This window comes from Sorangium sp. So ce836, from assembly GCF_028553905.1.
Taxonomy (GTDB): Bacteria; Myxococcota_A; Polyangia; order Polyangiales; family Polyangiaceae; genus Sorangium; species Sorangium cellulosum_D.
The window spans coordinates 11,925,001-11,936,635 of sequence record NZ_CP102233.1 but is presented as its reverse complement, the minus strand read 5'-3'; the positions used below and the strand labels follow the sequence as shown (position 1 = coordinate 11,936,635).

At 73.8% G+C, this 11,635-nt stretch carries 10 protein-coding genes (1 of these 10 cut by a window edge); 3 read left to right on the top strand and 7 right to left on the bottom strand.

Features of this window, described 5'->3' with window-relative positions; genetic code table 11:
• Positions 1-19: 19 nt before the first annotated feature.
• On the bottom strand, positions 20-511 hold the full coding sequence (locus tag NQZ70_RS43575) for an FHA domain-containing protein (RefSeq protein WP_129579486.1): 492 nt from the start codon (positions 509-511) through the stop codon (positions 20-22).
• A 343-nt stretch (positions 512-854) separates the two neighbouring features.
• Between NQZ70_RS43575 and NQZ70_RS43570 the strand changes: the two genes are divergently transcribed.
• Positions 855-2,792 (top strand): ribonuclease R family protein, encoded by a 1,938-nt coding sequence (locus NQZ70_RS43570; RefSeq protein ID WP_129579485.1) that lies wholly within the window; start codon positions 855-857, stop codon positions 2,790-2,792.
• Positions 2,793-2,855: 63 nt separating this feature from the next.
• Here NQZ70_RS43570 and NQZ70_RS43565 read toward each other — a convergent pair whose 3' ends face one another.
• The 4 genes from NQZ70_RS43565 to NQZ70_RS43550 form a co-directional block, all read right to left on the bottom strand.
• Positions 2,856-4,718 (bottom strand): hypothetical protein, encoded by a 1,863-nt coding sequence (locus NQZ70_RS43565; RefSeq protein WP_237244591.1) that lies wholly within the window; start codon positions 4,716-4,718, stop codon positions 2,856-2,858.
• A gap of 35 nt (positions 4,719-4,753) precedes the next feature.
• Complete coding sequence (locus NQZ70_RS43560; protein WP_129579484.1) at positions 4,754-6,826, bottom strand: serine/threonine-protein kinase; 2,073 nt, start codon at positions 6,824-6,826, stop codon at positions 4,754-4,756.
• A 118-nt stretch (positions 6,827-6,944) separates the two neighbouring features.
• Positions 6,945-8,336 (bottom strand): AarF/ABC1/UbiB kinase family protein, encoded by a 1,392-nt coding sequence (locus NQZ70_RS43555; RefSeq protein ID WP_129579483.1) that lies wholly within the window; start codon positions 8,334-8,336, stop codon positions 6,945-6,947.
• A gap of 42 nt (positions 8,337-8,378) precedes the next feature.
• A complete protein-coding gene (locus NQZ70_RS43550; RefSeq protein WP_129579482.1) occupies positions 8,379-8,717 on the bottom strand; it encodes a DUF3634 family protein in 339 nt (112 codons plus the stop codon).
• Between the two features lie 171 nt (positions 8,718-8,888).
• Between NQZ70_RS43550 and nadA the strand changes: the two genes are divergently transcribed.
• Positions 8,889-9,848 (top strand): quinolinate synthase NadA, encoded by a 960-nt coding sequence (gene nadA / locus NQZ70_RS43545; RefSeq protein ID WP_129579481.1) that lies wholly within the window; start codon positions 8,889-8,891, stop codon positions 9,846-9,848.
• 19 nt (positions 9,849-9,867) lie between these two features.
• Here nadA and NQZ70_RS43540 read toward each other — a convergent pair whose 3' ends face one another.
• Positions 9,868-10,455: a hypothetical protein gene (locus tag NQZ70_RS43540; protein ID WP_129579480.1), complete on the bottom strand. Its 588-nt coding sequence runs from the start codon at positions 10,453-10,455 to the stop codon at positions 9,868-9,870.
• 8 nt (positions 10,456-10,463) lie between these two features.
• On the bottom strand, positions 10,464-11,294 hold the full coding sequence (locus NQZ70_RS43535; protein ID WP_237244590.1) for a hypothetical protein: 831 nt from the start codon (positions 11,292-11,294) through the stop codon (positions 10,464-10,466).
• A 190-nt stretch (positions 11,295-11,484) separates the two neighbouring features.
• Here NQZ70_RS43535 and NQZ70_RS43530 point away from each other — a divergent pair, with 190 nt between their 5' ends.
• Positions 11,485-11,635, top strand: the start of a protein-coding gene (locus NQZ70_RS43530; protein WP_129579479.1) for a DUF4920 domain-containing protein. 395 nt of this gene lie beyond the right edge of the window; the window shows 151 of its 546 coding nt (coding positions 1-151); its start codon is at positions 11,485-11,487; its stop codon lies off the right edge, out of view.

Here is an 11,635-nt window from a genome sequence, read left to right as displayed (position 1 = left end):
GCGCCGCCGGCCGCGGTGCTCAGCGGCTCGCCTGGTCCCTCTCGAGGCGCGCCTGCTCCCGCACCACGTCGAAGAGGCGCGCCGCGTCGAGCAGCGAGGCCGTGAGCCGGCCGAACTGGATCACATCGCCGACCGCGACCTCCCTCGGCTCGTTCTCGGAGAGCACCTTGCCGTTCACGCGGGTCCCGTTCTGTGAGCCGTTGTCGATGAGCACGAGCTGCCCCTGCGCATTCTGCCGGAAGTGCGCGTGCAGCTTCGACACCGACGGGTGGCGCAGCACCACATCGCAATTGCGCGTGCGGCCCACCGAGATCTGATCGGGATACGGATTGCCCTTCGCCTTGGCGACCTCGAACACCTCGCTGGTCGGACCGGGCGGAGGCGGCGGCTTGCGGTGCGCCGCGGGCGAGGCGGCGACCGTCCGGAAGGCAAATTGCTGGTTGTCCGCACCAGCCTCGGACACCACGAGGAGCAGGTTCGTCACCCTGCGGACGAAGCGGTCCCGAGGCATCACACGCGCTAGCTCGATGATGTCCCCTGATTCTTCCACGATGTGCCGAGTATAAGCCGATCCCGAGGAGCGGAACGTGGGTGAGCGTACTTTGCCGTGGCGACACGCCCGCGTCTCTGCAGCAGGGTCTCGCGGCCGCCGTTGCGCTGGCGCACATCGCGTCTCCACCGCGCTGCGCGGCGCGCCTTGAGCCAGAATCGGTGTTCCGATGTGCGCGCACGTGGTGCCCTGGGGGCGCGCCGCCCCTGTTTCCCGCCGCGCGATCGCTCCTCGGCATCGATGCGGCGGCTCGTCGGGCAGACCGCGCTCGAAAACGCCGCGACCTGGCGTACCTTCCGCGCCCATGCACGCACTGGTTCGTGGACGCATCTCGGTCAACCCGCGCGGCTTCGGGTTCCTGAACATCGAGGCCTCTCCGGAGAAGGGAGGGGCGCCGGGCAGGCCGCCCCTGGTCCCGGCGACCGCCTTCATCACGCCGCCCGATCTGAACCCGTTCCTCGACGGCGACGTCGTGGACGCGGTCGTCGTCGAGGCGGAGCCTGGCCGCTACGGCGCGTCGCAGCTCGCCCTCGTCCATCGCGAGCGCGCCGAGCTCTTCGGGACGGTCGTGTCGCACGCGAAGCGGCCGCACCTCCGGGTCGATCGCCTCGTCTCCAACACGGACTGGCCGTTCAAGCCGGGCGCCGCCGACGACCTCGCCGAGGGCACCGCGGTGGTCGCCGTCATCGAGGGCGCGGCGGTCGTCCCGGCGCGCGTCGTCGCGCCGGGCGCCGATTTCGGCATCGAGCGCTGCCTCGCCCGCAACGGCGTGCGCGCCGTGTTCCCGGGCGACGTCGTCGAGGCGTCGCGCGCGGCGGCGGCGGCGGTGTCGATCGAGCGCGAGCTCGCGCGCGGCCGCCGCGACCTGCGCGAGCTCACCACGGTCACGATCGACGCGCCCGTCACCACCGACATCGACGACGCCCTCGCCGTGATGCCGGCCGGCCCCGACGGCGCGCTCCGCGTCTTCGTGTCGATCGCCGACGTGGACGCGTTCGTCCAGGAGGGCTCGCCGCTCGATCTAGAGGCCCGCGCCCGCGGCACGAGCGTCTACCTCGCCGGCCGCGTCATCCCGATGCTCCCCGAGTCGATCTCCAGCGAGGCGGCGAGCCTGCTCCCGGGGGTCGATCGGCTTGCGGTCACGGCCGAGCTGCGCGTCGATCCCGAGGGCGGCGTCACCGCGATCGATCTCCACGAGAGCGTGATCCGCTCGCACGCCCGCCTCTCGTACGACGCCGTCGAGGAGTTCCTCACGACGGGCCGGTCCGCCGGCATCCCCGAGGCGGCGTGGCCGGTCGTGCGCTGGCTCCGCACCGCGGCCGCGCGGCTGTCGACGATCCGCGCCGCGCGCGGCGGCGTCGAGCTCGACCGCGATGAGGCCTACGTGACGCTGGACGCCGAGACGCGCGAGCCGACCGGCGTCTCGCCGCGCTCCGACACGGGCGCGCACCGCCTCGTCGAGCGGCTGATGGTGGCGGCGAACGAGGCCGTGGCCAGCTGGCTCGTGGCGCGCGGGCTCCCCTGCATCTATCGCGTCCACGACGAGCCCACCGAGGAGCGCGTCCGGGCGCTCGAGCACTTCGCGCACAACTTCGGCGTCGAGGCCGGGTTCGGCCCGCGCCTGAGCCCCCTCGGCCTCGCGGCGTTCGAGGCGCAGTACCGCGGCTCGGAGCTCGCGCCCGCCATCCGCACCGTGCTCGGCAAGGCGCTCGGTCCGGCCCGCTACACGGCCACCCCGGACCTGCATTTCGGCCTCGGCGCCCCGCTGTATCTGCACTTCACGTCCCCGATCCGCCGCTATGCCGACCTCGCCGTGCACCGCATCGTCAAGGGCTACCTCCAGGGCCGCCGCGATCAGCGCGTGGACGCCGAGGCGCTGGCGTCGCTCGCCCACCACCTGAACGCGCGGGCGCGCAGCGCCGGCAAGGCCGAGACGGAGCGGCACCGCATGCTCGTGGCGCGCCTGTTCGCCTCCCGGATCGGCGAGGAGATCGAGGGCAACATCGTGTCCATCAAGCCGTTCGGCCTCGTCGTCCAGATGGTCGAGTCCGGCGCGACGGGCACGATCGCGCTCGAAGCGCTGCCGGGCGGCCCGTACCGGATCGACGCCGTCGCCCAGGCGCTCGTCGGCGCGAGCCGCCGCTACGGCGTCGGCGAGCCGATCCGCGCCGCCATCGCGTCGACGAACGAGGAGCTCGGCCGCGTCGACCTCGTCCCCGCGGGCGCCCGCGGCGCCGCGTGACCCGGGCCGCGGCGCGCGCCCGCGGCGGCGGCTCACGACGCGCGCGCCCGCGGCGCCCGGCGGCTACGGCGACAGGCTCACGACGAACGCGTCGGTGCCGTTCGCCGCGTGCTCGCCGAGGCCGAAGTCGATCCGCCCCTCGGCCGTACCGCAGAGCACGATGGTGCCGTTCGCGGGCGAGATGGCCGCCGCGTTCGACTTCTGGTTGCCGGCGGCGCCGAGCACCTTCCCCCAGAGGGTCTTGCCCTGCGGGTCGAGCTTCGCGACGAAGACGTCGAAGCCGCCGCCGCTCGGGAGCGGCTCGTCGCCGAGCGCGATCACGCCCTGCGCCGCGCCGGTCACCACCACGTTGCCGGCTGCGTCCGCGGCGACCGCCATGCTCTCCTGCGAGCCGTCGCCGGCGAACGACCGCGCCCACACGGGCGTGCCGTCGGGCGCGAGCGACACCACGAACGCCGTCTGCGCGTCGTTGGCGCGGAGGCTCAGCCCAGGGCCGAAGTCGAGCTTGCCCAGGTACGTCCCCGTCACGACCACCGCGCCGGACGGGGTGACGGCGATCCCGGTGCCCGCCTGCGAGGCCGTGTCCCCGTAGTCCGAGAGCCAGACGCCGTTTCCGCTGCTGTCGAGCTTGAGGACGAACAGGTTCGGCCCGAGCCCGGTGTTCCGCACCTGCCTGCTCCCGACGCTCAGCGTGCCGCTGTACCGGCCGGTGAGGAACACGCTGCCCTCGGCGTCGACGGCCACGCTGGTGGCGAACTGGTTCGAGATGTCCCCGTAGATCCTGGTCCACAGGACGGCGCCGAGCGGATCGTACTTCCGGAGGAAGATGTCGGTGCCGCCCTCGCTGCTGGCGCAGACCGGGAGGGGCGGCGCCGAGCAGAGCAGCGATCCGCTGAAGTAGCCGGCGATCACGACGTTGCCGACCGCGTCCACCGCGATGGAGCGCAGCGTCTGATCCGCGCTGTCCCCGATCTGGCGCGCCCAGCCGGGGGTGCCGTCTCTGTCCAGCGTGGCCACGAAGCTGTCGAGCGCGTTGACGCTCCTCAGCGTCGCGCTGCCGAACGTGAACGACCCGTAGAACGTCCCGCCGATGACGAGCTTGCCTTCGGGCGTCACCGCGAGCCCGTTGAGCGTCTCGGCGCCGCTGCCGCCGATCCTCGCGCTCCAGCGGTGGGCTCCGGTCGCGTCGAAGCTCGCGACGTACACGTCGGCGGTGCCGATGCTCACCAGCGTCTCGTCGCCGAACTTGAGGGTCCCCGAGAAGGTGCCGCCGACATAGATGTTCCCGTCCGCGTCGACGCCGACGCCGGTCGCGCTCTGGATGTTCGGGTCGCCGTAGAGGGCCGACCAGAGCGGCGCGCTGCAGGCGAAGCCGTCGCAGTCCTCGTCGGTGTCGTCCGCGCACGTCTCGGTCGTCGGGGTGACCTCGCCGGCGCACGGCCGCCACGACGTCCCCGTGATGTCGCACATCCGGAGCCCCGGCGCGCAGAGCCCGACGCCCTTCGTGTCCTCCGAGCCGCTGTAGCAGGTCTCGATCTGGCCCGGGGTGCACACGCACCCCGCGTCGGCCTCGTTCGTCTCGCCGTCGCAGTCGTCGTCCAGGGTGGTGCTGCAGTCCTCGAGCCTGGGGACCACGGCGCCCTCGCAGTCGCCGAAGCCCTGGCCGTCCGGCAGGCACCTCCGCACGCCCGCCGCGCACACCCCGACGCCCTCGGTGCCTGCAGGGCCGGGATAGCAAGCTTGCTCATCGCCGGCGCTGCAGAGCGGCGCGCCTCCGGTGCCACCGCCGCTGCCGCCGCCCCCGCCGCCGCCGGCGTCGGGCCTCGGGTTGAAGGGCGCCGGGTCCGAGCACGCGCCAGGGAGCATGAGCACGAGCGCAGACCCGACGAGCATCGATCGAGCGCGCACGGTTGTCCTCGTGACCATCAGGGGACGGAGCTCCATGTTCGGCGATGTTGACTTCAGTCCTGATGTGGCTTTCTCGTCGGGCGCTTTTTCTTCAAGTCGATGATGATCGTGCTGACGGGCGGCGGCGCGCTCGATGAGGCGCCGGGCGGGTCCGGGCGCATCGTCTCCGGCGCCTCGAGGGCGCGCGGCGGCTCGTCGGCGATCTCGGACGGGGAGAGCTGGGTGGGCCTTTCGCTCGCGCTCTGCGCGGGGAGCAGGTCGTGCTGGATCGCATCGCTCTTGGGCTCGCCGCGGAGCGCCATCCACACCGCGACCACGCTCGCGATCACGAGCGCCACGCCGCCGATCGCGAGCAGGATCACGAGCTTCGGCGGCTGCTTCGGCGGAGCGCGGCGCGGCGCCCAGCCGGCGGCCGGCGGCTCGCCGTAGGCGGCGCTCGGGGCGTGCTGCGACGCGGGCGCGCCGTAGGACGCGCCGGTGCTGTGGAGCGAGGCCGGCGCGCTGTGGGGCATGCTGGCGGCGTGCGACGCGGCGGGGGCGCCGTAGGACGCGCCGGTGTTGTGGAGCGAGGCGGGCGCGCCGTGCGGGGCGCTCGGGGCGTGCGGCGCGCCGGCGGCGCCGTAGGAGGCGCCGGTGTTGTGGAGCGCGGCGGGCGCGCCGTAGGAGGCGCCGGTGTTGTGGAGCGCGGCGGGCGCGCCGTAGGAGGCGCCGGTGCTGTGGAGCGCGGCGGGCGCGCCGTAGGAGGCGCTGGTGTTGTGGAGCGAGGCGGGCGCGCCGTAGGAGGCGCCGGTGCTGTGGAGCGCGGCCGGCGCGCCGTAGGAAGCGCCGGTGCTGTGGAGCGCGGCCGGCGCGCCGTGGGGCACGCTGGCGCCGTGGAGCGAGGCGGGCGCGCCGTGCATTCCGGCGTGGCCTGCGCCGGTGTTGTGCAGGGCCGACGGCGGCCCGTTCGGTGCGCCGGGGCCGATCTGCGCGAGGCTCGGATGGCCTCCGCGCGCCTGGGCGGCATCCATGGCGCTCGCGCCCTGGGCCCCGGGCGCCGCCACCGTGGCGGCCTCCCACGAGGTCGCTCCGCCGGGGCCGGGATCCGGCCCGAGCGCGGGCGCCGACCCCATCTCGTTCCACCTCGCGCCCGAGGGGGCCGCCGGCCGCGGCGGCGGCTCGGCCGGCGCCTCCGCCGAGGCGGGCGCCGCGAGCATCGGCGAGGGCTGCGGCGCGCCCGCCGACGGCGCGTCCCCCGCCGCGAGCCGCGCCGACGCGAACGGCGGCGGCTCTCCGCGCAGGAGCGCCCGCATGTCCGCCTGCATCGTGCGGGCGTCCGGGTAGCGCCGGTCGCGATCGAACGCGAGCGCCCTGTCCACGAGGGCGCACAGCCCAGGCGGCGCCTCCGGCGCGACGCTCGCGAGCGGCGGCGCCGCCATGGTCGCCATCTTCACGAGCAGCTCGGACTCCGTGCGCGCCTCGTGGATGCGCCGCTTCGCGATCAGCCGGAACATCGTCGCGCCCGCGGCGAAGAGGTCCGCCCGGTGGTCGACCGAGATGCCGCGCACCTGCTCCGGGGCCATGTACGACACGGTCCCGAGCGTCGCGCCCGTCCGGGTCCGCATCGCCGTCTTCACGCCGTCGCGCATGCGGGCGATGCCGAAATCGAGCACCTTGAGGCGCCCGGTCCGCTCGACGAAGAGGTTGTCGAGCTTGATGTCGCGGTGGATGATCCCCTGCTCGTGCGCCGCCCCGAGCACGTCGAGCAGCTCGTCCATGAGGCGCAGCATCTCGCCCGTCTCGACGTGGCCGAGCCGCTGGAGCCTGTCGGCGAGCGACTCGCCGTCGAGGAGCTCCATCACGAGGAACGGCGCGCCGTCCTCGGTCATGTCGATGTCGCGGATCTCGACCACGCCGGGGTGCCGGAAGCGATTGACCGCCTGCGCCTCCCGCTCGAACCGGGCGCGCAGGTCCTTCGAGCGCGCCACCTCGGGGTGGAGGATCTTGATCGCCTCGCGCCGCCCGATCTTGTGGGTCGCGGCGTAGACGGCGGCCATCCCGCCGATCCCGAGGAGGCGATCGATCGTCCACTTGCCCCGCAGGGTCGTCCCTACGCGCCTCTCGCAGGCCGCCCGCTCGTCGTCCATGCCCCGATCGAATGTCACAGCGCGCGGGATCGAGGTCAAGGTGAGAGCCGCGGCGGGGGCGACATCGTCTCACTTCCCATGGCTTCCCGGCGCCGACGAGCCTGCCGCCGGCCCTGGCTCAATCGGGGATCGGGTGCACGCCGTCGCGCACCCAGGGATCGATGGTCGGCCGGAACGCCGCCTCGGTCCGGAGCCCCGCCAGCACGGACGCGAGCCCCCACTGCAGCCGATTCACGAACGTGAAGTCCTGCGGCATCTTCGGCACGTGGGGGATGGTGGGCATCTTCTCTCCCTCCTTGAAGGCGAGCCCCCGGATGCCGCGGGTCAGGTAGGCCACGGTCTCGCGCGCCTTCTCCGGGGAGCACTTCCAGGTCCCGTGCGTGCACAGCGGGACCATGAGCTCCATCGTGTAGCTCCGGTAGAGATCCCAGCTCTCGTCGTTCGGATCGTAGCCGAGCACCTCCACGCAGGCGCGGTCGAACTCCTTCCAGTCCGCGTCCATGGCGGCGCGCATGTAGCGCTTCATGCCCGCCACGAGGTCGGGCGGGAGCTGCTTCACGCAGCCGAAATCGAGGATCGCGACGCGGCCGTCCTCGTGGAAGCGGTAGTTGCCGGGGTGCGGATCGGCGTAGAGCCAGCCGTACCGCAGCATCGAGCGGAAGGTGAAGCGCCAGATGGAGAGGCCCGCGCGGTTCTTCGCCTCCTGGCTGCCGCGCTCGCAGAACTCGGCGTAGCTCATGCCGTCGACGAACTCGAGCGTGATGACCCGCCGCGTGGTGAGGCTGTGGTGAATGCGGGGAATGTAGACGTCCTCGTCCCCGGCGTTCATGCGGCGGAACAGGTCCGCCATCTCGGCCTCGCGCGCGTAGTCGAGCTCGGACAGGAAGACCTTGCGGAGCTCGTCGACGGTCTGCCGGGCGTGCAGCTTCTTGGCGATGGGCGCCATCATCGCCTCGAGCATCGAGACGCTCTTCAGGTCGTTCTCGATGGCCCTGTCCATGCCGGGGTACTGCACCTTGACGGCGACCCGCTCCCCCGCCTTCGTCGTCGCCCGGTGCACCTGCCCGATGCTCGCCGCGGCGAACGGCTCGCGCTCCCACGCCGCGAAGACCTCGTGGGGCGGCGTGCCGAGCTCCTGGATGACCATCTGCTCCGCGGCCTCGGGCGACAGGGGCGGCGCCTTGTCGAGCAGCTTCTTCAGCGTGGCCTGGAACTTCTCCTCGTACCCCGGCGGCGCGAGCCCGTCGATGTAGCTCGCCATCTGGCCGAACTTGAGCGGCAGGCCCTTCATCTCGCCGAGCGTCTTCAGCATCGCCTCGGCGGTCTTCTTCACCTCCTGGGTCATCCTCCGCCGCGCCTCGGCCTCCTCCTCGTCGGTCCGCGGCGCGCCGAGGGCGCGCTTCGCGCCCTCGATGGCGAAGGGGAGGGTGCGGGGCGCGAGGCCGGCGAGGCGCGCGAGGCGCCCGAGCTTGGAGGTCGGCGGTTTGTCTCTGGGCTTGTCGTCGGCCATGCGGACTGACTCGTTAGGGTAGCGTTGGTCGGCGCGGCGCGGTCATTCGCCGACGCGGCGCTTCGGGGCCGCGCGGATCTTGGGAACCGGCCATAGGGACACGGTGTTCCTCAGCTGCTGAGCCTGCTCCGGGGAGATGTCCCCCTCCACGTGGACCCGGGCCTTCCGGTCCTCGACCACGACCCGCACCGCGCCCCGTCCGACCGGCGCCGCGCGGAGGACGTCCGTGATGTCGTCGAGCAGGCGTTGGGGCAGCCGGCCCCGGAGCAGCCGGACGTTGCGCCCCTCGACGCGCACGTAAAATAGCTCATTCGCGCGGAGGAGGACCACGGCGAGCGGCACGACGAAGGCGAGCAGGGCGAGGGGGATCAGGAAGGACATGGCGGGCCGCCCGCGACGAGAGCGCCTCCCCCAGGCTCACCGCGGCGCCCGGATCGTGAGCCCGCGCCGGCCGTTGTCAACGCTGGCCGTGGCCGGCTCTCGGCGCCTGCGAGCGCGGCCCGGGCCGGGGGCCCTGGTCAGGGAGGCGCGCGGTGCCTACCTTAGGATCCCATGACGAGCGCCGCGCCCCAGCCTGCCGCCATCGACCCGCGCCTGGATCTCCACGACGAGATCAGCCGCCTGAAGCGGGAGAGGAACGCCGTCCTCCTGGCCCACTACTACCAGGACGGCGAGATCCAGGACCTCGCGGACTTCCTCGGCGACTCGCTCCAGCTGGCGCAGCAGGCCAAGAAGACCACCGCGGACGTCATCCTGTTCGCCGGCGTGCACTTCATGGCCGAGACGGCGAAGATCTTGAACCCCGAGCGCATCGTCGTGGTGCCCGACCTGCAGGCCGGCTGCTCGCTCGCCGACGGCTGCCCCGTCGATCGCTTCCGCGCCTGGCGCGCCCGGTACCCCGGCGCGGTCGCGATCTCCTACATCAACTGCTCCGCCGAGGTGAAGGCGGAGAGCGACTACATCTGCACGTCGTCGAACGCCGAGAAGATCGTCCGCGCGATCCCCGAGGGGCAGGAGATCCTCTTCGCGCCCGACAAGAACCTCGGGCGCTGGCTCATCGAGAGGACGGGCCGCCCGATGCGCCTGTGGCAGGGCAGCTGCCTCGTGCACGAGACGTTCAGCCTGCGCAAGATCGTCGCGCTGCGCGAGCGCCACCCGGACGCGAAGCTCATCGCGCACCCGGAGTGCGAGGAGCCGATCCTGCGGATGGCCGACTACATCGGCTCGACGACCGCGCTCCTCAAGTACACGATCGCGGACGACGCCGCGAAGTACATCGTCGCGACCGAGAGCGGCATCGTGCACCAGATGCGCAAGGCGTCGCCGCGGAAGGAGTTCATCGAGGGGCCGCCCGAGGGCAACTGCGCCTGCAACGAGTGCCCCTTCATGCGGCTCAACACGCTCGAGAAGGTCTACCTCGCGCTGCGCGACCTCGCCCCGCGCCTCGAGATGGCGCCCGAGCTGCGCGAGCGCGCGCGCGTCCCGATCGATCGCATGCTGGCCCTCAGCTGAGCCCGCCGCGCGGCGCGGCTCACCGCCTCGGGCACGCGTGGCGGCGCAGGGTGCAGATGTTGGTCCGCTCGCACGTCGTCGACATCGTGAGATCGCGGCAGGGGCGCCCCCTCTCGTGGGGCCGCTCCCGCGTCGCGCGGACCGGGTGCGGGCGCGGCTCGTGGGCGACGGCGCAGTCGTGGTCCCCCTCGCACGGCACGGGCAGCACGCGGAGCAGCGCGCACGCGGCGGCGTCGCAGTAGCAGACGATCCCCTGATCCGTGACGGGCGGCTGCCTGTTCAGCCGGGGATCGGCGCCGCAGCGCTCGCTCGCGGGGTCGTAGCCGCAGTCCGCGTCGACCTCGCACGCGGTCGGGAACGCCTGCTCGCGGGGCTGCGCGGCGTCGTCGTCCGCCCTGGCCCCCGCCGGGTCGTCGCCCTGGCCTTCCGCGCTCGCGGCGCGCGCCGTCCCGCCGCCGTGCTCCGAGCGCGGCGCCGGCGCATGCGAGCGCGCCGGCGCCGCCGCGAGCGCCCGCGGCGGCGCCGGCGGGCGCCCCGGCGCCGGAGCGCCGCACGCCGCCAGGGCGAGCGCGGCGGTGAGCAGGAGGCGCCTCGCGCGCTCGCTCACCGCGGCGATCACAGCACCAGGGAGAGGCCGAGGGTATGGATGAACGACCCTCTCGCCTGCGGCAGCCCGCCGATGGTGCGCCGCCGCCCGAGGCCGTCGATGGCCTGGGCCTCGCGCGTGGCGTCGCCGCCCCGGCCGAGGAGGAAGGCCCCCGAGCTCTCCAGCTCGATCGTGAGCCAGTTGCGGATGAGGTCGAACGACACCCCGAGCCCCAGCGGGATGGCGACGTACGAGCCGCCGCGCTCGCGGATCGTGAACTCGCCCCCGGGATCGGAGACCCGCATGCGGTCGAAGTCGAACCGGTCGTAGCCGATGCCGACCGAGATCCACGAGCGGGCGCGCTCGCCGAGCGGCAGCGTCGGCGCGAGGCGCGCGCCGAGCGCGAGGGCGCTCGCAGCGGGCGCGCCGTCCTCGCGCGGCTCTGCCGTGATCGCGCCGGGCTGCCCGAGCGCGCCTTGCTGCATGGCGAGCTCGTGCCGGGCGAGCACGACGAAGGCGGAGAAGCGCAGGTACTCGACGATCTCCCAGCGCGCGTGGATCCCGAGCCCGAGCGCGGGCTCCAGGCGAACGCGCGACAGGCGGCCCGCGTCGTCGCGCGTCCCGAGCCAGCTGACGAGGGCCGCGTCCGCCCCGATCTCGATGTGCCGGCCCCACGGCAGGCGCGGCGGCGGGGGAGCGGGCGGCAGCGGCGGCCGCGGCGGCTTCGCGGGCTCCTCGGCGCTGGTGTCCTGGGCGGGCCCGGCGGTCTCCGGCTCCTCGGCGCGCGCGGTCGCGGCGCAGGCGAGCGCGACCGCGCCCGCCGCCATGCCTCGTTGCACGAGCGCGCGAGCGGTTCGCATGCCCGCCCTTGTAGCAGGCTTTGGCGGCGGCCGGTCCCCGAGCTGCGGAGCCGCGCGTCGCCGCCCCCTGCAGCAGGGCCGCGCGCGCTCGCCGCCCGCTGCCGCGGGGCCGTCGCGCGCCGGCGCCCCCGGCGGCGCGCGCCCCTCGGGCGGGTGGCAGGGGCCCGCCGGGTCGGGCAAACTCGCGTTCATGCGTGCAAAGCTCCTCGTCTCCCTGTCTGTCCTGATCCTCGCGCAGCTCGGCTGTTCCGCCGAGCGCAAGCCCGACAGCGAGCCGGCTCCCGCGGCAGCGCCTGCCCCTGCCGCCGAGGGCGCCTCGCCGATGCAGGCGTCGGCGTCGG